This window comes from Mesorhizobium sp. M7A.F.Ce.TU.012.03.2.1 (assembly GCF_004006095.1).
GTDB lineage: Bacteria > Pseudomonadota > Alphaproteobacteria > Rhizobiales > Rhizobiaceae > Mesorhizobium.
The window spans coordinates 6285826-6309495 of record NZ_CP034779.1; the positions used below are offsets into that span (position 1 = coordinate 6285826).

Sequence of the window (23670 nt, forward strand, 5' to 3'; positions counted from 1 at the left end):
GACAAAATCTGCCGTTTCGATATGCCTTTCAATTGAGATTTCAGCCGGATCAGTTTAGAAAAACTCAATGGCCATGCTCAACCGCGTCCATCTCAACGGCCTCCGCGCCGTCGAAACCGTTGCCCGTCTCGGATCACTGGCGGCGGCGGCCGGTGAACTCAACGTTTCCGTCAGCGCCGTCAGCCAGCAGATCAGCCGTACCGAAAAACAGCTCGGCCGGGCGCTGTTCGAGCGAACGGCGAGCGGTCTGGTGCTGACCGAATTCGGCGCCGTCTTCGCGGCCCGCCTCGGTGCTGGATTTCGTGAGCTTTCCCAGGCCGTGGCCCTGGCCGACGAGGCGACGCAATGCACATTGGTGGTTTCGGTGGCGCCGGCCTTTGCCTCGAAGTGGCTGTTGCCCAGGCTATCTCGCCACTTCGACCGGCATCCCAACGTGCTGCTGCGCATCGACGCTTCGGTGCGGCTGGCCAATCTCGATCACTCGGACATCGACATCGCCATCCGGCTCGGCGACGGCAAATGGCCTGGCGGGCGAACGGAACTGCTCTTGGCGCAGGAAGTCTTCCCGGTCTGCGCGCCGGCGATCGCCCAAAAACTGAAATCGATCGAGGACCTTGCCCAGACCTGCGCGATCACCGACGAGCGGGCGATGATCAACTGGGAAAGCTGGTTCGAGACGGCCGGTGTTCCACCTGTCACCTTCCTGAAAGGTGCGCGTTTCACCGACCCGATGCTGTGCCTGGAATCGGCGATTGCCGGTCATGGCGTGATGCTGGGCTGGCAATTGCTCGCCGCCGACGCGCTGGCCGACGGGCGGCTGGTGGCGCCTTTCGGAATCCGCGCCCAGAGCGGGCTCGGCTATTGGCTGGTGACCTCCAGCACCAAGGCCGAAAGCCGCAAGGTCCGGGACTTCAAGGCCTGGATCAGGGAAGAGATCGAGGCAACGATGGCGCGGTTCGGGTCCGCAAACGCTGAACCCGCCGGCGCGATCGCGGTGGAAAGCACCGCGCCGCCGCTCTATGGTAGGTCGGACATCAAACTACGACAGGCAGGATCATGACCACACATTCGCGCGGCGTTTCCGCATCGATCGACCCGGTGAAGCTCGACAGGCTGGCCGAGGTCGCCATCAAGGTCGGACTGCAATTGCAGCCAGGCCAGGATCTGGTGCTGACTTCATCGATCGCGGCACTGCCGTTGACCAGGCGGATCGTCGAGCACGCCTACAAGGCCGGCGCCGGCCTGGTGACACCGATCTTCAACGATGACGAGATGACGCTGGCCCGCTACCGCTTCGGCGCCGATGTGAGCTTCGACCGCGCCGCCGGCTGGCTCTATGAAGGCATGGCGAAGGCCTTTTCCAACAATGCGGCCAGGCTTGCCGTGCGCGGCGAGGATCCGTCGCTGCTCTCCGCTCAGGATCCGGCGAAAGTGGCGCGCGCCAACAAGGCGAATTCGATGGCCTACCAGCCGGCGCTGGAAAAGATCACCGGCTTCGACATCAACTGGAACATCGTCGCCTATCCGGACCTCGCCTGGGCCAAACAGGTCTTCCCCGGCGATGCCGACGATGTTGCGGTCGTGAAGCTCGCCGACGCCATCTTCGCCGCTTCGCGGGTCGATGTGGAGGACCCGATCGGCAATTGGAAGGCGCACAACGCGGCGCTGCGCAGCCGCACCGAATGGCTCAACGGCCATAATTTCCACGCGCTGCACTTCACCGGACCCGGCACCGACCTGACCGTTGGACTGGCAGACGGCCATGAATGGATGGGCGGCGCCTCGACCGCCAAGAACGGCATCACCTGCAACCCCAACATCCCGACCGAGGAGGTCTTCACCACGCCGCATGCAAGGCGGGTCGAGGGTCATGTCTCCTCGACCAAGCCGCTGTCCTACCAGGGCACGCTGATCGACGACATTTCGGTGCGTTTCGAAGAAGGCAGGATCGTCGAGGCCAAGGCATCGAAGGGCGAGGATGTGCTGAAGAAGGTGCTCGATACAGATGAGGGCGCGCGCCGCCTCGGCGAAGTGGCGCTGGTGCCGCATTCCTCGCCGATCTCGGCAAGCGGGCTGTTGTTCTTCAACACGCTGTTCGACGAGAACGCCGCCTGCCATATCGCGCTCGGCCAGTGCTATTCGAAGTGCTTCGTCGACGGCGCCTCGCTCAGCCAGGACGAGATCGCGGCGCGCGGCGGCAACAAGAGCTTCATCCACATCGACTGGATGATCGGTTCGGACAAGATCGACATCGATGGTGTCCACAAGGACGGCGCCCGCGTGCCCGTCATGCGCAAGGGTGAATGGGCTTGACCGTACGGAGGGTGCGATGGCCTTCGACCTGGCGGTCAAGCGTATCTACGAGCCACCCGCGCCCGATGACGGGCAGCGGGTTCTGGTCGACCGCATCTGGCCGCGCGGTGTCAGCAAGGAAGACGCTGCGCTGACGCTGTGGTTGAAGGACATCGCACCGAGCGACGACCTGCGAAAGTGGTTCGGCCATGCGCCGGCGCGCTGGCCGGAGTTTCAGGAGCGGTATCGTGCTGAGCTGGACGGGAACGGCGAGGCGGTGAGTGAATTGCGAGGCTTGATCAGCCACGGCAAGGTGACGCTGCTCTATGGCGCGCATGATGAAGCGCATAACAATGCGGTGGCGCTGGCGGGGTATCTCAGCGCAAGCGCTCACAATTAGCCATCGTTAGCCAGACCTTCGTCATCTTCGGGCTTGACCCGAGGATCCATGCCGCGACCTCAGTCGAAAGGCGCAGCGGAGCAGAATCTGCACCGTTGCAACACGGATAGATCACGGCATGGATCCTATGGTCTGCGCTGCGTCGCTCCGCTCCTTGCTTCGCCATAGGATGACGAAGTGAGGTGTATGCGCTGCCCTACTTCACCACCGCCTCATAAACATCAGCCTTGAACCCCACCAGAATCCGATCCCCAACCTCCAGCACCGGTCGCTTGATCACGGTCGGCTTGGCCAGCATCAGCGCCTTGGCCTTCTTTTCGTCGAGGCTCTGCTTGTCGTTGTCCGGCAGCTCGCGAAACGTGGTGCTACCCCTGTTGAGCAACTTTTCCCAGCCGACCTTGCCAACCCAGCCATCGAGCCGCTTCGCGTCCAGTCCCTCTGCCCTGAAATCGTGAAACCGGTAGGCCACGTCATGGCCATCCAGCCAAACCCGTGCCTTCCTGACCGTGTCGCAGGTGGTGATGCCGTACATGGTGATCGTCAAAACAGTGGCCCTTCGGATTTCGAATCTGACCGCAGATTAAGGACGCTCTGCGCGCTTTGCCAGCGCTGCCCCGGCAGGCCTTCGGTTTTGCCCTTGCCAACACTAAGGAATTTTCCTAAGTGTTTTGACAGCGCCTCAGGACCAATCAATGACAAGCCTCCAGACCCCAACTCCGAGCCCTCCACCGATCGACGGCATCTTTCGCGCTCTTGCCGACCCGACGCGACGCCGCGTTGTCGAGCGGCTGAACCGCAGTCCCGCCTCGGTCAGCGAACTCGCGCAGCCTTTCAAGATGGCGCTGCCGTCCTTCATCGAACATCTCAAGATTTTGGAAGGCTGCGGGCTGGTGCACTCGCAAAAGACCGGCCGGGTCAGGACCTATCAGCTGGCACCTGAGCCGCTGAAACTCGCCGAAAACTGGCTGGCCGAACAGCGCACGCTTTGGGAGCGCCGCCTCGACCAGTTCGACGCCTATGTGATGACCCTCAAGGAGACAGAAAAATGATCTATCCCCTCAAGCCGGATCCCAGGCTGGACCTCGTGCTGGAGCGCGTCATCGATGCGCCGCGCGAATTGCTGTGGCGCGCCTTGACGACGCCGGAGCACGTCAAGCAATGGTTCACGCCGAAGCCTTGGATGATCACCGACTGCGAGATCGACCTCAGGCCGGGCGGGCTGTTCCGCACGCGCATGCAGTCGCCCGACGGAACCGAGGTCAACGACCGCCATTGCTGCTATCTCGAAATCGTGCCGAACGAGCGGCTGGTGTGGACGGATGCATTGTTGCCGGGTTACCGGCCGTCAGGAGAACCCTTCATCACCGCTGTCATTTCCTTGCAGCCGGACGGCAAGGGCACGCGCTACACGCCACCGCCATCCATCGCGACGAGGCGACCCGCAACAACCATGAAGAGATGGGTTTCTTCGACGGCTGGGGCACGGTGGCCGATCAGCTTGCGCAGTATGTGAAGACGATCTGATCTTCCCACATGACGGCCAGGACGTTGTCTTGGCCGTCATGCTTGTTTTCAACCCGGCAGCGAAGAGAGCAGTCTCCCGGTGGCATTTCCGCCTCAATAATAGAAGCGCTCTTCGGTGATCTTGCCGTTCTTGACCGTGTAGAGGCCAACTTCATCCATGGTGACGCGCTCGCCGGTGGCCTTGGGCGTGATGTCGAACTTGAAGCGCACCGCGAACTGGTCTCCGTTGACATAGGGGCCCTCGACCGAGCCGCCATGCACTTCGTTGTTCTCCTGCCACCACTGGCCCTTCTGCCTGAGAGCCTCCTTGCCATGGGAGATGGCCATTGGCCCCGCCATGGCTTCGAGACTGACGATATCATCGGCATTGTACTTCTCGGCAGCAGCTTCGTTATCGCCCTGCTTGAGCAGCTCGGTGAAATCCTTGGCAATTTCCGCGATGGTCATTTGTGTTCCTCCTGTTCAGACGCACTGCAAGTAGGGAACAGCTTACTGCCCTGCCATCGTCGGGCCGCGTCGTAGCTGACAAGCGATGTCAGGATGATAATGTCGTGCAGATCGCGCTCCCGCACATCCGGTTGCGGACACAAGCCAATTCCGCAATTCTAGGTGAATGTGCAACCTCTACAATATTACCACGACGCAAGAGGCGGTCCGCCAATGGACACACACAATGCGCGACGTCAGCGGCAACCTTGAGCCTTCGCTTGACGTCTATCCCAATCAGCCTGGCCTAGTCGTTCGCAACACGGCGGATGGGGAGCGTGAGCTGGCGAAACTGCTTTGGGGTTTGCCAACGCCACCTGAACGCATAAAAGGCAAGGCGGACTACGGCACTACCAACGTGCGCAATCCGCAATATTCGCACTGGCAGCAATATGTCGGCGTCGAGCACAGATGCGTCGTGCCGGTGACCAGCTTTGCCGAACCCAGCCCTACCCCGAACGACAAAGACCCAGACACAGGCATCCAGCGCAATTATTGGTTTGCGCGTGACGAGAGCCGGCCGCTGTTCTTCTTCGCTGGTTTCTGGACCCGTTGGCAAGGCGTTAGAAAGGTCAAGGATGGTCCTGGCGACTTCGAGCTATTTGCCTTCATGACAACCAAGCCTAACGCCGTCATCGCGCCGATCCATGAGAAGGCTATGCCCGTGATCCTGACCACGCCGGAAGATGCCCAGGCCTGGCTTATAGCGCCGTGGGCAGAAGCGAGGCATTTGCAGCAGACAGCGCCGGACGATGCATTGGTGATTGTTGAGAAGCCCGCCACGCAGATCAAGTTTCCGCAGCAGGTGCCAACTCAAGGGTCTCTGTTCTAGGCCGCAGGATCGACTAATCAGCCGCTTTCTTAATCGTCGTCTCGCCAGATCACCCGGCGAACCATGCGGATTTCGACAAGGCGCCTGACCCGAATTTTCAAGCGTTCAGCGGCGCTCGGCAAAATAATGCTGGCATCAAGCTCGCGAAGCTTGCAGCGCTCGCACCGCATATGCCGTTCGACGTCCCAAAAGGGAATATCCCCCACAAGCTTTGCGAGATCGCCGGGCAGATAGTGCCGAGTGATGTTGCAGTGCCGGCATCGAACACGAATGAGTTGCCCGACTTCGTGCGCAAGGCACAGGGTCTGCACATTTCGGCGCGGTCGGCTGCTCAATTCCGGCATCGGCCAAACTAGGAATATATTCCCCGGCGAGTCAATCCTACTTAGTTCCATGGTCTTTTGTTCACAGCCGGCTGACAGGTCCACATAGTCAGGGCGACGACGGCCCGTAGCCGATGATGCCCTTGACCTCGAAGTTGGTCGCCCAATCGGCGTAGTGCTTGTAGCCACGGAGCGGCGCGAACGGATGCTTCGGTTTTTAACGTAGCTGAAACTAACCTGGTAGCACCGGGCAGTTGGCACCACGGCGCAGGCTGATATGCGCCACGTCTCCGACGCTGAATTGGGAACCCTCGGCCTGGCGCGGTGCATCGATGACAACAGGGGCGCCCTGCCCGAGTTCGGCATGCAGGCGCAGCGTGCGGCCGTGAAAGACGATGCTGTTGACGCGCGCCGGTGCGGTGCCGGGCGCAGCTTCGGTGGCCGCCAGCAGATCCTCCGGGCGCACGCCAATGGTGCGCATCTCGCCTTGCCCGGGTGACTGGCCCGTTTCAGCGATGGCCTCCAGCGGCAAGGTGCCAGCGGTGAAACGCAAGCGACCGCCATCGCGGCCGACAAACCGTGATTGCAGGAGATTCATGGTGCCGATGAAGCTCGCCACAAACTTCGTGGCGGGCCGGTCGTAAAGGGTGGCCGGCGGCGCGATCTGCTCGATGCGGCCCTTGTTCATGACGACGATGCGGTCGGAGATCGACAGCGCTTCGGTCTGGTCGTGGGTGACCATGACGAAGGTGGTGCCGAGCCGCGACTGCAGCCGCTTCAGTTCAACCTGCATCTGCTCGCGCAGATGCGCATCGAGCGCCGACAGCGGCTCGTCGAGCAGGAGCACGCGTGGTTCGCAGACGATGGCACGCGCCAGCGCGACACGCTGGCGCTGGCCGCCCGACAGTTCGGAGACGCGGGCGCCAAGCTTGTCGGCGAGACCGACCATGTCGAGGGCTTCGCCGGTGCGCTTTGCCTGTTCGGCTCCAGACAGTTTGCGCAGTGACAGACCGAAGCCGACATTTTCGGCGACATTCATGTGCGGGAACAGCGCATAATCCTGGAACACGGTGTTGACCGGCCGGTCGAAGGGCCGAAGGGCCGTGATATCGCGACCATCGAGCAACACCTTGCCGCTCGACGGGCTTTCGAAACCGGCGATGACGCGCAGGCTGGTGGTCTTGCCGCAACCCGACGGCCCGAGCAGCGTGACAAACTCGCCGCTGATAATGTCGAGATCGACGGCGTCGAGCCCGACGATGCCGCCAGGGAAAATCTTCGAGACCGCCTGCAGTCGCACGAGTGGATCAGGCGCCATCGCGAACCTCGGACGGCTTCGTGGTGTTGACCCAGAGGATCTGGCAACGCTCGGCGCCGGGATTGCGGAAGGCATGCAAAAGCGTGCTCTTGAACGCAAAGCTGTCGCCGGCCTTCAGCACGTAATTTGTCGAATCCACCACCAGTTCGACCTCGCCGGCCAGCACGAAGCCGAATTCATGGCCGGCATGGGCATAGGCTTCGGCCGTGCCGCCACTGGCTTCCACCGTCACCAACATGCCGGTCAGCGTCGCGCCCGGCGGCGACAGCAGCGCCTTGGCAATGCCTTCCGATTTCACCGGGATCTGCCGCCGCTTGTCGGCACGCACACAATAGAGATCGCTGACGGCATCGTTGCCGTCTGCGATCAGCGCAGACGGCTCTATGTCGAGAGCAGCGGCGAGCGGCCAGATCACCTTGACGCGCAGCGAGGACATGCCGCGCTCGATCTGGCTCAACGCACCGATCGACACCCCGGCTTTTGCAGCAAGATCGGCCAGCGACAGATTGCGCTCCAGCCGCAGCGCCCGCACGCGCCGGCCGACCCGCACATCGGCATCGTCCTTCGGCTTCTCAGCCGGTTCGTCCAGCATGTCCATCAATTCGTCCTCGTTTGCAGTCTATCCATCGGAGCGCGGCGAAGCGTCGATAAGCTCCCCCTTCTCCCCTTGTGGGAGAAGGTGTCGCCGCAGGCGACGGATGAGGGGTGCTCCAGCTTGGCGACGACGGCGATCCGCCACGCACCCCTCATCCGTCTCGGCGCTGCGCGCCGATCCACCTTCTCCCACAAGGGAGAAGGCAGGCCTCAACTCACCCGCCTGCCTTGACCTTTTCGAACATCTTGGCGAGGTCGTCATTCTGTTTCATCGGCCCGGTGAAGATGGTGGTCTTCAGCAACACCTCGGGATCGGATGGCAGCTGCAATTTCTCCAATTCCGCCTTCGGCACGGTGGCGAAGGCGGAGCTCAGCGAGCTGCCGTAACCATAGGCCTGGATCAGGTATTTGCCGGAGTCGGCATCCAGCCGGCTGTTGATGAAGTCATAGGCAAGATCGACATTCTTGGCGTCCTTGAGCATGACGAAGCCGCAGGCCCAGGTCAGCATGCCCTCCTTCGGCTTCATGAACTCGACCGGCACGCCCTGCTTCTTCAGCGACGTGGCGGACGCGTTCCAGGTCATGGCGGCGACCAATTGGCCGCTGGCCAACGCCTGTTCGACGGAGGTCATGTCGGTGGTGTAGTTGGAGAGCAGCGGGCGCTGCTCGCGCAGCTTCTCGGCCACCTTGTCCATTTGCTCCGGCGTCATGTCGAACGGATTGACGCCGGCGAGCAGCGCGGCCACCACAGGCGTGTCATGCACCGCGTCGATCGTCGCCATGCGGCCGGCATACTGCTTGTCCCACAAAAGGTTCCAGCTCGCTTCCGGGTTCTTCACCAGATCGGTGCGGTAGAGGATCGAGGTGTTGCCCCAGTCCCATGGCACCATCCAGACCTTGCCGTCGCCGGCCTGCAGGTCGGGCAGGTTCTTGAACACCGGGAAGATCGAATCCCAGTTCTTGATGCGCTTGGTGTCGATCGGCTGCAGCAGGCCTTCCTTGTTCCAGCGCGCCACCTTGTCATAACAGGGATGCGCGATGTCGGGGCGGAAGCCGGCCTTGACCTTGGTGAAGGCGTCATCGTCGTCACCGAAGATGGAGGCCTCGACGCCATCGGGATGCGCGGCGAGGAAGCTCTTGTTGAAATCGGGCAGTTCGTAGCCCGACCAGGTGAAATATTGCAGCTTGTCGCCGGCGAAAGCGACGGTCGACGACAGCGCCAGCGCGAACGCCGTCAATCCAGCGCAAACAGTCTTTGCAGAGATCGATTTCAGGTCGAATGCCATTGCAGTTCTCCTCTCTTGGTTTGTTTTGGTTGTGATGGATCCGCGGGCTTTGGCGCCGTGGCGGACAAGCCGCGATGGCGCAGGATTTCAGCTGCTGCAGCGATGATGAAGGACACAGCCAGGATCGAAGTGCCCAGCGCCATCACCGTCGGCAGCGACTTTGGAAAACGCAGCTGGCTCCAGATGTAGAGCGGCAGCGTCGGCTCGGTGCCGGCGAGGAAGAAGACAACGATGAATTCGTCGAAGGAGATCAGGAAGGCCAGCATGAAGGCCGAAATGATGGCCGGCAGGCTGAGCGGCAGCATGACCCGCCGGAACGTCGTCCAGTCGGAGGCGCCGAGATCGAGCGCCGCCTCGCGAATGGTTTTCGGGATGGCGGCGAAGCGGCTGCGCATGATCACCACGGTCGTCGGCAGCGCGACCAATATGTGGCCGAGAACGATGGCAATGCGCGATGGCCCCAGACCAATGAGGTTGATGAGGATCAGCAGCGATATGCCGACAATGACGCCGGGGATCAGGATCGGGAGCCTTGCGATGGCGCTGATGGTGGCGGCCAGCGGCGAGCGGCCGTAGAGGTCCATGTAGGATACGGTGATGCCGCACAGCGTCGCGCCCGTGGCGGCAATGGCGCCGATGACGAGGCTGTTCAAGAGTGCACCGGTCAGCGCCGAATTGCCGAACAGTGTCGCGTACCATTGTAAGGTGAAGCCTTGCAGCGGAAACGCTGCCTGGATCGAGTTGTTGAAGGAAAACAGCGGGATCAGCAGCACCGGCAGATAGAGAAAGACCAGATAGGCGATGACGTAGACGCCGAGCCAGCGGCCGCCTCCCTGCGTGCGTGCAGCGCTCATGTGCGGCTGCCAAATCTGCGGTCGGCGAAACGCGCGACCAGCACCACGGCAAGGATGACCAGCATGACGGCGACGGAGAGTGCGGCGCCAAACGGCCAGTCATTGGCCTTGCCGAACTGCGCCTGGATCAGCGTGCCGATCATGGTGCTGGCCGGGCCGCCGACGAGCGCCGGCGTGACATAGTCACCGACCGTCGGCACGAAGACGACAAGGGCTGCCGCCAGCACGCCCGGCATCGAATTGGGCAGCACGACCCGGCGGAAGGAAGTGAAGGGCCGCGCGCCGAGATCGGAAGCGGCCTCGATCAGCGATTTCGGGATGGTGTCCAGCGCCACGTAGATCGGCAGGATGGCGAAAGGCGCATAGGCGTGCGCTAACGTGACGACGACGGCCGCCGGCGTGTTGAGAAAGGCCAATGTCGGTTCGGACCAGATACCGCTTTCGATCAGCGCCGAGTTCAAAACGCCATTATAGGCGAGCACGATCTTCCAGGCGAAGACGCGCAGGAGATAGCTGGTCCAGAATGGCAGCGTCACCAGAAACAGCAGCAGGCCGCGCCGCCGGCCGGCGTGGAAGGCGAGGTAGTAGGCGACGGGATAAGCGGTGACGACCGTCGCCAGCGTGACCAGAGCGGCAATGATCAGCGAGCGCAGCGTCACCGTCCAGTACAGCGGATCGGACACCACGGTGACAAAATTCGCCACGGTGAAGCCGGCGCCGAGCAGCGAACCGTCATTGCCGCGGAAGGCGAGAAAAAGCACGAGGCCGAGGGCAAACAGGATCAGCAGGAAGGTGACCAGCGCGCCCGGCAGCAGCATGGCGACCCGGAAGCCCTGAGAAGACCGGGCCTCTGGCGCTGATGTTGCAACTAGGGCCGACATCGACCTGCCTATCGGAAATTTGAAATTATCTTAGAGTTTTTCATATTCATGAAACTGTCAAGCGGAATCCCAAACGGAACCCCATTGACAGGAATTGCTTTGGTCAGCGCTCCAACGCATCGAGCAGCCGGTACCAGGCGATGGTCGCGGCGACGCCAACCTGGCGGAAGGCGTGAAACGGGATCGGTCGGATCGGCGAGACCGGGAAGGGCAATTGCCTGACATCGCCACTCTGGAGATAGCCGGCGATGCGCTCGCCAAGCGCGGTCATCAGGCCGACACCACGACCCTGGCAGCCGGCCACGGCCAGCAGGCCCTGCTCCGGCTCATGGATGTGCGGCAGATGGTCCGGCGTCATCGCCACGCGGCCGAACCAGCGCTTCTCGATGGCGACACCGGACAGCACGGGATAGAGCCGCCGCAGCGCCCGCTCGAGATGCGCCCAGTCGCCGGCGCTCGTCGGCAGCGCCATGCGACCCCGGCCGCCAAGCACCAGCCGGCCGTCGGCGCTCTTGCGGTAGTAGACGAGGATGCGCCTGGAGTCCGACACCGCCTGTCCTTCCGGCAGGATCGTGGCCGCCAGGTTGGGCGGCAACGGCGCTGTAGCGATCTGGAAAGAATGCAGCGGCACGATCGTCTGGGCGAGACCGGGGATCAGACCGTCCGTGTAGGCGTTCGTCGCCAGCACGACCGCCTTTGCCTGCAATTGCACCCCGTTTTCAGTTGAAACACGCCAAACGCCGTCGCTTTTGTCTAGCCGCACCACCTTCTGATGTCCGGCTATCCTCACTCCAGCCGCGGTCGCGACCCGAGCAAGTTCCCACGTGTAGGCGAGCGGATCGATCACACCGGCGCGGCGGTCGAGCCAGCCGCCGAGATAACCCTGTGCACCGGTCTTGGCCGCGATCTCCGCCGCATCGAGCAACCGGACGTCGGCACCACGCGCCCGCCATTGCCGATCACGGTTTACCGCCGCCTTCAGTGCGGCCTCGGTGTGCGCAGCCTGGATCCAGCCATTGCGAACGAACGGCACCGCCAGTTTCTCGTCGCGGATCAGCTCGAACACCGCATCGGCGGTCGACGCCGCGAAATTGACAAGCGCCTCGCCGTGCTCCGGGCCAAAATGCTCCAGCAGCCATTCCGGATCGTATTTCAGGCCGGGAATGACCTGACCGCCATTCAAGCCTGATGCGCCCTGGCCGATCTCGCCAGCGTCCAGCACCTGCACCGACAGGCCAAGCCGGGCGGCATGCAAGGCGGTCGACAAGCCCATGATGCCACCGCCAACGATGGCGAGATCGACACGTTCGCCATTGGGAAGCGATTGAAACGTGGAAGCTGTCTGTGGCTTGCGCCAGATCGGATCGGAGAATGCTGTCGCCAAAGGTCACCTGAATGCGCTGCGATTGGTGAAAATCCTAGTCAGAATTTCACAATTTTGAAAGAGCGCCTTGGCTTTCGTCTGTGGACTGCCGCCGAGACGATCGGAGACCCAGAGTTTCCGATCGTCTGCGACGGGATAGACCTTTGACGGGAATCCGGTGAAAGTGCCGCGCCGATCCGGCCAGCCCACATTGACGATCACTTCGCCACATTGTCGATCACGCAGAGGACAGAGCGCTATGACGAACCCGACCCACCTGCCCACCGAGGGCCTTTTTGTCGGACGCGCCAGAAGCAGCGATGCCGCATACCCGCTGGTCGTCGCGGTGCGCGATGGCACGGTCTTCGACATCACCTTGCGTGCGGCACCAACCATGCGCGACCTTTGCGAGATGGCTGACCCGGCTGCGCATGTCCGCTCGGCCGAGGGCAGACCGATCGGATCGCTCGATGACATCGCCGCCAACAGTTTTGAGACCGGGCGCGATCCAGCAAAACCCTACCTGCTCTCACCGGTCGACCTGCAGGCGGTCAAGGCATCGGGCGTCACCTTCGTCGTCAGCCTGCTGGAACGGGTGATCGAGGAACAGGCGCGCGGTTCGGCTGAAAAAGCCGATGCCATCCGCGCCGACATCGCAGGACTGATCGGCCACGATCTGTCGAAGCTGAAGCCCGGTTCGCCCGAAGCGATGGAGATCAAGGCCAAGCTGATTTCGCGCGGCGCCTGGTCGCAATATCTGGAAGTGGGCATCGGCCCCGATGCCGAGATCTTCACCAAGTGCCAGCCGATGGCCTCGGTGGGCTTCGGCGCCGATGTCGGGCTGCACCCGGTGTCGACCTGGAATAATCCGGAACCCGAGATCGCCATGATCGCCGCCTCCAGCGGCCGGATCGTCGGCGCGACCATCGGCAACGACGTCAATCTGCGCGACGTCGAAGGGCGTTCGGCGCTGCTGCTCGGCAAGGCCAAGGACAACAATGCCTCGGCCTCACTCGGCCCCTTCATCCGCCTATTCGACGACAAATTCTCCATCGATGACGTCAAGCGCGCCGTCGTGCGCCTGAAAGTCGAGGGCGAGGACGGGTTCTCGCTGGAGGGCGCAAGCTCGATGGCGGAGATCAGCCGCTCGCCGGAGGAACTGGTCGCCGCGGCCATGGGGCCGCACCACCAGTATCCGGACGGGCTGGCGCTCTATCTCGGCACCATGTTCGTTCCGTCCAAGGATCGCGGCGAGAAGGGCAAGGGATTTACCCACAAGGTCGGCGACATCGTCACCATCTCGTCGGAAAAATTCGGCGCGCTGGTCAACCGCGTGCAGCTGTCGCCGGACTGCCCGCACTGGACCTATGGCGCCAGCCATCTGATGCGGGAGCTGGCCAGAGCCGATCTGATCTAGCAACTGGTGTCGTCGACGCCCTGCCAAGCGCTGCGGACCTGGCCCCGTGGGCGTAGGATGGTCGCCGGCGTGACCCTTGTCGGCGCAGGCCGCGTTCGCGCGACCCGAAGCAATCACGCCAATTATCAGACAGTCGGAAAATCACCTCAACTGATGCAATCTGATGGGACCGCTGATGACGCCCCGTCAGACGCCCACTACACCTGCAGATGGAGGCTTGGCAGATGGAGGCTTGCCATCCGTCGAAAAAGGGGATGCTCTGACGCATTCAACCGGCGCTGGCAAAAAGACGCGGAACAAGGGACGGATTTTGAACTGACGATCTACAAACGGGAGGAAATCAAATGCTGACACGGCTAAGACTCGTTCTATACGGCCTGTTGGTGGCGCTGATGGTGGTACCAGCAGCGGCACAGGCCAAGACGTTCTACTGGATTTCGCACGGCGGTCCGGCCGATCCGGTCTGGACCTATTTCCTGGCCGGCGCCAAGCAATGGGCCAAGGACACCGGCAACACCGTCAACACCTCGTTCCACAATGGCGATGTCGCCTCGCAGCAGGAAGCGGTTCGCGCCGCCCTCTCCGCCAAGGCCGATGGTATCGTCACGACGAGCCCCGATCCGGGCAGCCTGATCGAGATCGTCAAGGAAGCGCGTGCGGCGAAAGTGCCGATCATCAATTTCAACACGCCTGATCCGAAAGCCGACTTCAACGCCTATGTCGGCGGCGACAATGTCACCTTCGGCAAGCATTGGGCGCAGTATCTGGTCGACAAAGGCCTGGTGAAGAAAGGCGACTTCGTCTGGATGCCGGTCGAAATCCCCGGCGCCACCTATGGCGTGCAGGAAGAAGAAGGCATCAAGAGCGTCTTCGAGCCGCTCGGCATCACCTATGAAATCACGGAAGCCACGCTTGATCAGGCTGAAGTGATCAACCGCATGGTCGACTACCTCACGGCCAACAAGGCCAAGGTCAAGGCGATCATCGGACTGGGCGATCTCGTCACCGGCTCGATCAAGCGGGTGTTCGACCAGGTCGGCATCAAGCCGGGCGAAATCCCGGTCGTCGGCTGGGGCAACTCGCTCGACACCACCCAGGAAGTGCTGAACGGCTATGTCAATGCCGGCCAGTGGCAGGACCCGCAGGCGACCAGCTATGTCGCGCTTTCGCTGGCCAATATGGCCGCCGGCGGCATTCCTCCGGGCTTCAACGTCATCACCGGCGCGCTCTACGAAAAAGACACCGCGCAAATCTACGACGACATCCTGTCCGGCAAGTAACATCCAATCCTAGCAGTCGCGGCCGCCCAACGGTCGCGACTGGCTCTCCATTTCGCCGAGCCCTTCGCACGCGATGTGCAACGCTCAGCCTTCCACTCATGTCGCGGATTGCCTGTGGAAAATCATTCGCTCGTCCAACGCCTGATCGCACGGCCGGAATTCGGCCCGCTGGTGCTGCTCGTCGTCGAGATCGCCGTTTTCTGGAGTTTCAACCACGACTTCCTGTCGCCGCAGAACATCTCCAACACGCTGGCCTTCACGGTCGAACTCGGCCTGATCGCGCTGGCGATGACGCTGTTGATGACATCGGGCGAGTTCGACCTCTCGGTCGGCTCCCTGTTCGGCTTCTCGCCGGTCTTGATGTGGACCCTGTTCAACAGCGGCCTGACCTCCCTTGAGGTCGGCTTTGTCGCCGCGCTGCTGGTCGCCGCCTTCATCGGGCTGGTCAATGGCTGGTTCGTGACGCAGCTCAAGATCCCATCCTTCCTGGTGACGCTTGGCATGCTGCTGGTGGTGCGCGGCACCGCTCTTTTCGTCACCGATGGTTTTCCCCAGCGCACCTGGAGCGCGGAAGGCAGCTGGCTGGCGGAAGTGCTGGTCGGCGATTTCTTCATCGGCCCGTTCCGCATCTACATGTCGCTGTTCTGGTTCATCGCCGCGGCGATCGGGCTCGGCTATGTTCTGACGCAAAGCCGCACCGGCAACTGGATCCAGGCGGCCGGCGGCAACCCGAGTGCTGCAAGGGCGCGCGGCGTCAATGTCAGCGGCGTCAAGATCGGCCTGTTCGTGCTGTCGTCGGTCATGGCTTCGCTTGCCGGCGTCATCTCGTCGCTGCGCACTTCCGCCGCCAACCCCAACAGCGGCACCGGCTACGAACTGGAAGTCATCGCCATGGTGGTGATCGGCGGTACAGCACTTACTGGCGGGCGCGGCACAATCATCGGCACGGTGCTCGGCATCCTGATCCTGCGCGTGATGCGCAACGGCATCGTGCTGATCGGCGTGCCCGGTCTTGCCTACAACATCTTCATCGGCGCTATCATCCTTGGCATGATGGCGCTGCATTCATGGCTGGAACGCCGGCACCAGGCGGGGACTTGAACCATGGCCGAGCCACTGATCCGCATGACGAGCATCCGCAAGTCCTATGGCCGCGTGCAGGCGCTGGAGGATGCCAATTTCCATGTCAATGAACGGGAGATCGTCGGCTTGCTCGGCGACAATGGCGCCGGCAAGTCGACGCTGATCAAGGTGCTCTCGGGTGCCGTTCCGCTGACCAGCGGCGATATCTTCATCCGCGGCAAGAAGGTGAGCCTGCGCAGCACCAGCGACGCCATCGCCCACGGCATCGAGACGATCTACCAGGACTCGGCGCTGGTGACGCAACTGTCGATCGCCCGCAATCTGTTCCTCGGGCGCGAGCCGATCAAGCCGCCGCGCTTCCTCAACCGGATGGACCAGGATGCGATGAACACGGTTGCTCGCGACTTGCTCAAGCAGGTAGGCATCTCGAAGAACATCCCGTCGACGACGCCGATCGGCTCGCTCTCCGGCGGCGAGCGCCAGGCGGTGGCGATCGCGCGCGCCATGCATTTCGACAGCGACCTGATCATTCTCGACGAGCCGACCAACAATCTCGGCGTCGCCGAAACACAGGGTGTGCTGAGCTTCGTGCGCAGCGCCCGCGATTCCGGCCATTCCTGCATTTTCATCGCCCACAACATCCACCATGTCTTCCAGGTAGTCGACCGCATCGTCGTCATGCGCCGCGGCAAGGTGGTTGCTGACGACATAGACCCCAAGAAGACCAGCGTGGCGGAGGTCGAACGGATCATCACCGGCATGTCGGACAAGGAAATCCGCGATGCCATCGCCGATGGCAAGCCATCGCACTGAGAATGGTGATGGGCGGCAATCACCCGTCACCTCAGATCGCATCGCTTGTCTGACGCGCCACCGCATGGCGAACAGGATTGCAGCATGAAAGCCACAGTCTCGGATACCGCACGCAACTGCGGGCTGTGGGTTACGGCATGAAAGCCACTGTCTCCGATATCGCTCGTAGCTGCGGGCTGTCGACCGCAACGGTCGACCGGGTGCTCAACAACCGGCCGGGTGCGAGTGCGGCCAACCGCCAGCGCGTCATGGAGGCGGCCAAGCAAGTCGGCTATCTGCCGGTCGCCGATCAGGTGACGCTACCCTCGCGGCCCGCCCACCTTGAATTCCTGCTGCCGATCGGCAGCAATGCCTTCATGCGCGATCTCGCCGGGCACATCGAGGACTACGCCGCGCGCCTGCCGCTTGTCGCCTCGTGCCGGATCCACAACCTCGCCGGTGTCTCGCCGAACGCGCTGCAGAGCGCTGTCGAAAACCTGTCGCTCAGGGCCAATGGCGTCGGCGTGATCGCCGTCGATCATCCGCGTACGCGCAACATCCTGCGCGACATCGTCGATGCCGGCATGCGCCTGGTGACGCTGGTGTCCGATGTTCCGGCGGCACCGCGCGCGGCCTATGTCGGCATCGACAACCGGGTGGCGGGACGAACGGCGGCGCTGCTGATGGGACGCTTCCTTGGCGGCCGCACCGGTCATCTGGCGATGGTCGTCGGCTCACGTTCCTATCGCGGCCACGAGGAACGCGAGATGGGTTTCCGCTCGGTGCTCAGTGAGGAGTTTCCGAATCTGACCGTCAGCAGCGCCGTCGAGGTCAACGACGAGCCCGATGCCAGCTACACCGAGACCATGAAGGCGCTGCACGACGAGCCGGAACTGCTTGGCATCTATTGCGTTGGAGCTGGACATTCGGGCGTTGCAAAGGCGATCCGCGAGGCCAGGCCGAACCGCAAGCCGGTGTTCATCTGCCACGATCTGACCAAGGACACGCGCGGTCATCTCGTCGACGACCTGCTCGATGTCGTCATCGACCAGAATGCGCGGCTGATCGCGGAACAGTCGGTTATTCGCCTGCTCGGCTCGATCGCGTCGGCAGCGCCCTATCTGACCAAGAAGTTCATCGAACCGCGGCTGATTTTCAGGGAAAACGTCCCGGTGCAGTAATGCGAAATGGCTTGGCTAAACCGGGTTTCCGGATTTGTACGATAATTGGCACGGCAAATCTGCACAGCAGCTATGCAAGTTTCTTTGTTGCCGAATCGTTGGGCAACTCGTAGGTTCTGGTTGTCGGCCATCTACTCCTCCCAGATGCGATGCCGACGCTGAATGGGGTGCACCTCCTCCCGCGCCACATTCGAAAATCGAGCCCGCTGCCACCTCCTCCCGGCAGCGGGCTTTTTTCGTTTGGCCGACAGGGATGGCGGCACAGCGACACCAAAGCGCGCCCAGTCATCACGCGATGAATGGCGCACATGGACAGGCGACAGGTCACCTCAACCTGCGGCGGCGCCCCGGAAAGAAACGATCAATCCTTCAGCCATGCGCACGAACTGCGTGCTCGGACCTTCCGACCCTACGGTCTGCACGCTAACCCGCGCGCCCTCGAGCAGAAGCGACAGCGTATCGGCGAGCAGTTCAGCCTGGCCGATGCCCGCATCCCGACATAGCGTCACAAGGCGCTCGCGCTGGGCTTCCTTGAGCTCCTTGATCACCAGCCTGGCCGGATGGTCCGGCTCGGTCAGCTCAGCGGCGGCGTTGGCCATGTCGCAGCCGCGCCCGTCCGCATTGAGCATGGCAGCCGCCTTGCGAACCCAGGCATGCAGCTGGGCAAGCTTGTCACCAGGAAATTCGGCCTCGAACGCATCCCACATAGCGCCGGCCTTGGCCGCATTGGCGCGCAGGCATTCGACGATCAGTTCGTCCTTGGATTCGAAGTGACGATAGAGCGTCATCTTGTTCGTGCCGGCAGCTTCGGTGATGGCGTCGACGCCGACACCCTTGATGCCATGCTTGTGGAACATGTCGCGTGCCGTCTCCAGGATCCGATCCCGGGGACGAGAGCGCTCCACGATGCCGTCTGCCATCATGATCTCCTTTCGTTTCCAAAAAACCCTCGGCCACCTCTTGACTAGGGTGTTACCGGTCTGTAACTTCCAGAATGTTACTTACTGGTAACACCTATATCGTCCACCGTCAATAACAAGGCCGTGAACTGGCCCTGCCGACGAGAGGGACAAGAAACTGCCAATCATGCGGCCTCGGCCGGTGAAAAGATGAAAACGGTTCGCGAGCACGTGCTGCGAGTCGACAGACAAGGAGCCGGCCAATGCCACAGCGCCGCGATCTTACCATAGATGAAGCCGTCCGGGATCCGATGATCCGGCTGGTCATGAGAGCCGATGGCGTCGACCCGCGCGCCTTCGAGACGATGCTGCGCTCGCTTGCCGATGCGCAGCGCAACGAGGTGCCGTTGCTGCATTCGCGGGACGACCTCGGTGACAAGCGCGGTCAAAGACTGTCCAGCGTCGCCAGCGCCTTCGGGCGGGCAAGAGCAGCCGGGGAGGCTTGCGTCTCGTGGTAAACTTTTTCATCCACCGTCCGATCTTCGCCTCGGCGATCGCCATCATCATGGTGCTCGCCGGGTCGATTTGTTATTTCCTGCTGCCCGTCTCGCAGTTTCCCGACATCACGCCGCCGCAGGTCGTGGTCAGCGCCCACTATCCAGGCGCCAGCGCGCAAGTGGTGGCCGATACGGTGACAACGCCGCTGGAGCAGCAGATCAACGGCGTGCAGGGGATGACCTACATGTCGTCGACGAGCTCCAATGACGGCTCCTCGACCATCACCATCACCTTCGATGTCGGCTATTCGCTGAGCACCGCCGCCGTCGACGTGCAGAACCGCGTCTCGCAGGCCGCCTCGTCGCTGCCGGCGATCGTCAACCAGGGCGGCGTGACGATCAAGAAGCAGAACCCGAACTTCGTCCTCATCGTCAACCTGACTTCGCCCGACAGTTCGGTCGATCCGGTGGCGCTGAGCAACCTTGCCTATCTGCAGGTGGTCGATCCGCTGAAGCGCCTGCCCGGCGTCGGCGATGTGCAGATCTTCGGCGAGCGGCGCTATTCGATGCGCGTCTGGCTCGATCCCGACAAGCTCGCCAATCTCGGCATCACCGCGGTCGATGTGCAGAACGCCATCGCCGAGCAGAATGTCCAGGTGGCGGCCGGCAAGATCGGCCAATCGCCGGCACCCGCCGGCACCGCCTTCGAGATGCAGGTCAACGCCGTCGGCCGGTTGAGCGATCCAAAGGAATTCGGCGACATCGTCGTGCGCGCCAACACCGACACCGGCTCGCTGGTCAGGCTGCGCGACGTCGCCCGCATCGAGCTCGGCGCACTGCAATATTCGTCGTCGGCCTTCTTCGGCAAGGACCCGACCGTGGTGCTCGCCGTCTACCAGATGCCCGGCTCCAACGCGCTCGATCTGCAGCAGCGCGTCAAAGACAAGATGCAGGAGCTGTCGGGCCGCTTCCCGAAGGGCGTGTCCTATGCAATGCACTACGACACGACGCGCTTCGTCTCGGCGTCGATGCATGACGTGCTGATCACGCTCGGCGAAGCGCTGGTGCTGGTCGTCGCCGTGGTGTTCCTCTTCCTGCAAAGCTGGCGCACGACGATCATCCCGACCATCGCCATTCCGGTGTCGCTGGTGGCGACGCTGGTCGTCATGGAGATGCTCGGCTTCTCGCTCAACATGCTCTCCCTGCTCGGCATGGTGCTGGCGATCGGCCTCGTCGTCGACGACGCCATCGTCGTGGTTGAGAATGTCGAACGACAGCTGGAGGCCGGGCTCAAGCCGCTTGCGGCGACCAAGGCCGCAATGCGCGAGGTCACCGGACCGATCATCGCCACCACCGCGGTGCTGATGGCGGTGTTCGTGCCGGTCGCCTTCATTCCCGGCGTCTCCGGCAAGCTCTACAACCAGTTCGCGCTGACTGTGGCGATTTCCGTCGGCATCTCGGCCTTCAACTCGCTGACGCTCAGTCCCGCGCTCAGCGCGGCCTTCCTGCGGCATCGCGGCGAGACGCAGTTCGCTCCGTTCCGCTGGTTCAACACCGGCTTCGACAGGCTGTCGCACGCCTACGCCAATGGCGTACGCATTCTCATCCGCTTGCGCTGGATCATGCTCGGCCTGTTCGCGGCCGGCCTGGTCGCCACCTACTTCGTCTGGCAGCGCCTGCCCTCGACCTTCCTTCCGGTCGAGGACCAGGGCTATTTCTTCGTCGTCATCCAGTTGCCCGACGGCGCGTCGCTGGAACGCACCGACGCGGTGGCGCAGAAGGCGCGCGACATCCTGCAGGCGACGCCCGGCGTCGAGATTGTCGGCTCGATCAGCGGCCTGAATTTCCTGACCAGTGCGGCGCAGTCGAATTCGGCGGTCGAATTCGCCATCCTGAAGCCGTGGGAGGAGCGCGGCCCCGACCAGAGCGCGTCGAAGCTCGTCGCCGATGTGCGCGGCAAGCTGATGCAGATCCCTGAAGCTTTCGCGCTGAGCTTCGATCCGCCCTCTATCCCGGGTATCGGCACCACAGGCGGCTTCGAATTCGTCGTCGAGGATTTGACCGGCCGCGGCAGTTCAGCCCTCAACGATGCGACGCAAGCCGTGATCGCCGAGGCGCGCAAGCAGCCGGAAATCAACCCGCAGCAGCTGTTCTCGCCATTCTCGACCTCGACGCCGCAGTTCAACTACGACCTCGACCGCAGCAAGGCCAAGCTGCTCGGCCTCAATCTGCCCGATGTCTTCAACACGCTGCAGATCTATCTCGGCTCGCTCTACGTCAACGACTTCAACCTGTTCGGCCGCACCTTCCGGGTGACCATCCAGGCCGACAAGGATGCACGTGCGGGTGCCGCCGACATTTCGCGGCTCTATGTGCGCAATGCCTCCGGCGGCATGGTGCCGCTCTCGACGCTGGGCAAACTCGTGCCCTTCGTCGGCCCGGAGACCGTGCCGCATTACAACAACAATGCCTCGGCCTCGATCAATGGCGGTGCCGCACCCGGCTTTTCCTCGGGCCAGGCGGTTGCCGCGATGGAACGGGCCGCCGCCATTGCGCTGCCAAGGGATTTCGGTTTCGAATGGACCGGCATCACCTTCCAGGAGCTCAAGGCAGGATCGATCGCGTCCGTCGTCTTCGGCCTCGCCATCGTCTTCGTCTTCCTGATCCTGGCGATGCAGTATGAGAGCTGGGCGATGCCGTTCATGGTGCTGTTGGCGGTGCCACTGGCCCTGTTCGGCGCCTTCGTGGCCCTGTTGCTGCGTGGCATGCAGATCGACGTCTACTCGCAGATAGGCTTCGTCATGCTGATCGGCCTGGCGGCCAAGAACGCGATCCTGATCGTCGAGTTCGCAAGGCGACGGCGCGAAGAAGGCCTCAGCATCGTCGACGCGGCGATGGAGGCGGCACGGCTCAGGCTGCGGCCGATCCTGATGACGGCCTTCGCCTTCATCCTCGGCGTGCTGCCGCTGATGTTTGCGACCGGCGCCGGTGCGGCAAGCCGGCAGTCGATCGGCACCACCGTGTTCGGCGGCATGGTCGCGGCGACCATCCTGTCGCTGGTGTTCGTGCCGGTGTTCTACGCGGTCATCGAACAGCTGCGCGAACGCCGCGGCAATGACGAGCCCGCCTCTCAAGACAATGAACCAACGACTGAGCCCGCCTTGCGCCCCCTGGCGGAAGCGGCCGAATAAGATTGGAGACTGATCATGCGTAAATGGAAAATCGCGTTGGGAACGGCCGTCGCGCTGGGAGCGATCTCGGTGGCCAGCGTCCACCTGCTCGACATGGGCAACCTCAGCCTCAATGCCGGCACGGCCGCGGCGACGCCTGCTCCGGCGGCATTCGTCATGCCGGTGCCGGTGGTTAGTGTCGTCAAGAAGACGATCCCGATCTACCTGGACTATGCCGCGCGGACGGAACCGATCCGCAGCATCACCTTGCAGGCCAGGATTCCGGGCTATCTGCAGGAGCAGACCGCAGCCGACGGCGTCGACGTCCGGCAAGGCGACCTTCTCTACAAAATCTCGCCTGACGACTTCCAGGCGGCTCTCGACCAGGCCAAGGCGCAAGTGCAGCGCGATACGGCGACGCTCGACTATGCCCGCTCCAACCTCGGTCGCGGCACCGAGCTCGCCAAGAGCGGCTACCTCGCCAAGGACGGCTTCGACCAGCGCACCAGCACCTTGCGCGAGGCACAGGCGTCGCTGGCGGTCAACCAAGCGGCGGTCCGCACGGCAGAGCTCAATCTGAGCTACGCCGAAATCCGGGCGCCGTTTGCCGGGCGTCTCGGCCGCAACCAGGCTTCGGTCGGAACGCTGGTCAGCGTTGCCGGCACCGTGCTCAACACGCTGGTGCAACTCGATCCGATCTACGTCACCTTCAACCCGAGCGAGACGGATCTGGCCGAGATCGAGCAAGCCCGTGCGAACGGCCCGATCGAAGTGGAGGTGCTGCTCCCCGGCCAGACCGAGGCCAGCCAGAAGGGCGAGCTTACCTTCATCGACAATTCGGTCGACCGCTCGACCGGCACGATCACGGCGCGCGCAACGATCGGTAACGGCAAGTTCACGCTGCTGCCCGGCCAATATGTTCGTGTCCGGCTGCATGTGAGAGAGCAGGCCGACGCGCTGATGGTGCCGCAGACGGCGCTGGGCTCGAGCCAGCTCGGCAAATATCTCTATGTCGTCGGCAAGGACAACACGGTCGACCAGCGGCTGGTTTCGCTCGGACCGACGAGCGGCGGTCAGGTCGCCATCCTCAGCGGCGTCGCCGAGGGCGACCAGGTGATCACGGGCAATCTGCAGAAGATCGGACCCGGAGCGCCTGTATCGCCGATACCGGAAAAGCCGGCCACCTGAACACCCCCGT

23 protein-coding genes and 1 pseudogene are annotated in these 23670 nt (G+C 62.8%); 14 read left to right on the top strand and 10 right to left on the bottom strand.

Features of this window, described 5'->3' with window-relative positions:
• Positions 1-67 precede the first annotated feature (67 nt).
• Genes EJ079_RS31215 through EJ079_RS31225 form a run of 3 tightly spaced genes read left to right on the top strand, consistent with a single transcriptional unit; the run spans position 68 to position 2692 of the window.
• Complete coding sequence (locus EJ079_RS31215) at positions 68-1060, top strand: LysR substrate-binding domain-containing protein (protein WP_127811036.1); 993 nt, start codon at positions 68-70, stop codon at positions 1058-1060.
• Complete coding sequence (locus tag EJ079_RS31220) at positions 1057-2313, top strand: aminopeptidase (protein WP_127811037.1); 1257 nt, start codon at positions 1057-1059, stop codon at positions 2311-2313. The genes EJ079_RS31215 and EJ079_RS31220 overlap by 4 nt, the downstream gene beginning before the upstream one ends.
• Positions 2314-2329: 16 nt before the next feature.
• Positions 2330-2692 carry a DUF488 domain-containing protein gene (locus EJ079_RS31225; RefSeq protein WP_127270292.1) on the top strand — a complete coding sequence of 121 codons (363 nt, stop codon included), beginning with the start codon at positions 2330-2332 and terminating at the stop codon, positions 2690-2692.
• A gap of 196 nt (positions 2693-2888) precedes the next feature.
• Here EJ079_RS31225 and EJ079_RS31230 read toward each other — a convergent pair whose 3' ends face one another.
• The gene (locus EJ079_RS31230; RefSeq protein ID WP_245481766.1) at positions 2889-3224 is read right to left on the bottom strand and encodes an ArsC family reductase; all 336 of its coding nucleotides are present in this window, start codon (positions 3222-3224) and stop codon (positions 2889-2891) included.
• A gap of 160 nt (positions 3225-3384) precedes the next feature.
• Between EJ079_RS31230 and EJ079_RS31235 the strand changes: the two genes are divergently transcribed.
• Both EJ079_RS31235 and EJ079_RS31240 read left to right on the top strand, forming a co-directional pair.
• A complete protein-coding gene (locus EJ079_RS31235; RefSeq protein ID WP_127397642.1) occupies positions 3385-3741 on the top strand; it encodes a metalloregulator ArsR/SmtB family transcription factor in 357 nt (118 codons plus the stop codon).
• Positions 3738-4216, top strand: a pseudogene (locus EJ079_RS31240) (SRPBCC family protein). Before EJ079_RS31235 ends, EJ079_RS31240 begins: the two are co-directional and overlap by 4 nt.
• A 93-nt stretch (positions 4217-4309) precedes the next feature.
• Here EJ079_RS31240 and EJ079_RS31245 read toward each other — a convergent pair.
• Complete coding sequence (locus tag EJ079_RS31245) at positions 4310-4663, bottom strand: nuclear transport factor 2 family protein (RefSeq protein ID WP_127261632.1); 354 nt, start codon at positions 4661-4663, stop codon at positions 4310-4312.
• A 166-nt stretch (positions 4664-4829) separates the two neighbouring features.
• On the opposite strand from EJ079_RS31245, the gene EJ079_RS31250 reads away from it, so the two are divergent.
• Positions 4830-5534, top strand: a complete 705-nt coding sequence (locus EJ079_RS31250) for an SOS response-associated peptidase (RefSeq protein ID WP_127320782.1) — start codon at positions 4830-4832, stop codon at positions 5532-5534.
• A gap of 29 nt (positions 5535-5563) precedes the next feature.
• Here EJ079_RS31250 and EJ079_RS31255 read toward each other — a convergent pair whose 3' ends face one another.
• The 7 genes from EJ079_RS31255 to EJ079_RS31285 form a co-directional block, all read right to left on the bottom strand.
• The gene (locus tag EJ079_RS31255; RefSeq protein WP_027036017.1) at positions 5564-5878 is read right to left on the bottom strand and encodes a hypothetical protein; all 315 of its coding nucleotides are present in this window, start codon (positions 5876-5878) and stop codon (positions 5564-5566) included.
• A gap of 211 nt (positions 5879-6089) precedes the next feature.
• Positions 6090-7175 carry an ABC transporter ATP-binding protein gene (locus EJ079_RS31260; protein WP_127811038.1) on the bottom strand — a complete coding sequence of 362 codons (1086 nt, stop codon included), beginning with the start codon at positions 7173-7175 and terminating at the stop codon, positions 6090-6092.
• A complete protein-coding gene (locus EJ079_RS31265) occupies positions 7165-7773 on the bottom strand; it encodes a cupin domain-containing protein (protein ID WP_127328457.1) in 609 nt (202 codons plus the stop codon). The genes EJ079_RS31260 and EJ079_RS31265 overlap by 11 nt, the downstream gene beginning before the upstream one ends.
• 211 nt (positions 7774-7984) lie before the next feature.
• Positions 7985-9055 (bottom strand): ABC transporter substrate-binding protein, encoded by a 1071-nt coding sequence (locus EJ079_RS31270; RefSeq protein WP_127396838.1) that lies wholly within the window; start codon positions 9053-9055, stop codon positions 7985-7987.
• Positions 9040-9909, bottom strand: a complete 870-nt coding sequence (locus tag EJ079_RS31275; RefSeq protein ID WP_127396839.1) for an ABC transporter permease — start codon at positions 9907-9909, stop codon at positions 9040-9042. Before EJ079_RS31275 ends, EJ079_RS31270 begins: the two co-directional genes overlap by 16 nt.
• Positions 9906-10790, bottom strand: coding sequence for an ABC transporter permease (locus EJ079_RS31280; RefSeq protein ID WP_127396840.1), 885 nt, complete (start codon positions 10788-10790; stop codon positions 9906-9908). Before EJ079_RS31280 ends, EJ079_RS31275 begins: the two co-directional genes overlap by 4 nt.
• A 103-nt stretch (positions 10791-10893) precedes the next feature.
• Positions 10894-12174 (bottom strand): FAD-dependent oxidoreductase, encoded by a 1281-nt coding sequence (locus EJ079_RS31285; RefSeq protein WP_127396841.1) that lies wholly within the window; start codon positions 12172-12174, stop codon positions 10894-10896.
• 238 nt (positions 12175-12412) lie between these two features.
• On the opposite strand from EJ079_RS31285, the gene EJ079_RS31290 reads away from it, so the two are divergent.
• The 5 genes from EJ079_RS31290 to EJ079_RS31310 all read left to right on the top strand — a co-directional run bounded on the left by EJ079_RS31290 (position 12413) and on the right by EJ079_RS31310 (position 17906).
• Complete coding sequence (locus EJ079_RS31290) at positions 12413-13570, top strand: fumarylacetoacetate hydrolase family protein (protein WP_127396915.1); 1158 nt, start codon at positions 12413-12415, stop codon at positions 13568-13570.
• A gap of 344 nt (positions 13571-13914) precedes the next feature.
• Complete coding sequence (locus tag EJ079_RS31295; RefSeq protein WP_013532868.1) at positions 13915-14850, top strand: substrate-binding domain-containing protein; 936 nt, start codon at positions 13915-13917, stop codon at positions 14848-14850.
• 114 nt (positions 14851-14964) lie between these two features.
• Positions 14965-15951, top strand: coding sequence for an ABC transporter permease (locus tag EJ079_RS31300; RefSeq protein WP_127396914.1), 987 nt, complete (start codon positions 14965-14967; stop codon positions 15949-15951).
• Between the two features lie 3 nt (positions 15952-15954).
• Complete coding sequence (locus EJ079_RS31305; RefSeq protein WP_127396913.1) at positions 15955-16746, top strand: ATP-binding cassette domain-containing protein; 792 nt, start codon at positions 15955-15957, stop codon at positions 16744-16746.
• 137 nt (positions 16747-16883) lie between these two features.
• Positions 16884-17906, top strand: a complete 1023-nt coding sequence (locus EJ079_RS31310) for a LacI family DNA-binding transcriptional regulator (protein WP_127811039.1) — start codon at positions 16884-16886, stop codon at positions 17904-17906.
• Between the two features lie 329 nt (positions 17907-18235).
• Here the strand turns inward: EJ079_RS31310 and EJ079_RS31325 are convergent, their stop codons facing one another.
• Positions 18236-18826 carry a TetR/AcrR family transcriptional regulator gene (locus EJ079_RS31325; RefSeq protein ID WP_127270239.1) on the bottom strand — a complete coding sequence of 197 codons (591 nt, stop codon included), beginning with the start codon at positions 18824-18826 and terminating at the stop codon, positions 18236-18238.
• Positions 18827-19068: 242 nt separating this feature from the next.
• On the opposite strand from EJ079_RS31325, the gene EJ079_RS31330 reads away from it, so the two are divergent.
• From EJ079_RS31330 to EJ079_RS31340, 3 genes are read left to right on the top strand one after another with little or no spacing between them, the layout of a single operon-like run.
• A complete protein-coding gene (locus tag EJ079_RS31330) occupies positions 19069-19323 on the top strand; it encodes a hypothetical protein (RefSeq protein WP_127270242.1) in 255 nt (84 codons plus the stop codon).
• Entirely contained in the window at positions 19317-22493 is a 3177-nt protein-coding gene (locus EJ079_RS31335; RefSeq protein ID WP_127270244.1) for a multidrug efflux RND transporter permease subunit, read from the top strand. Before EJ079_RS31330 ends, EJ079_RS31335 begins: the two co-directional genes overlap by 7 nt.
• Before the next feature lie 15 nt (positions 22494-22508).
• A complete protein-coding gene (locus tag EJ079_RS31340; RefSeq protein WP_127320305.1) occupies positions 22509-23660 on the top strand; it encodes an efflux RND transporter periplasmic adaptor subunit in 1152 nt (383 codons plus the stop codon).
• Positions 23661-23670: the final 10 nt, after the last annotated feature.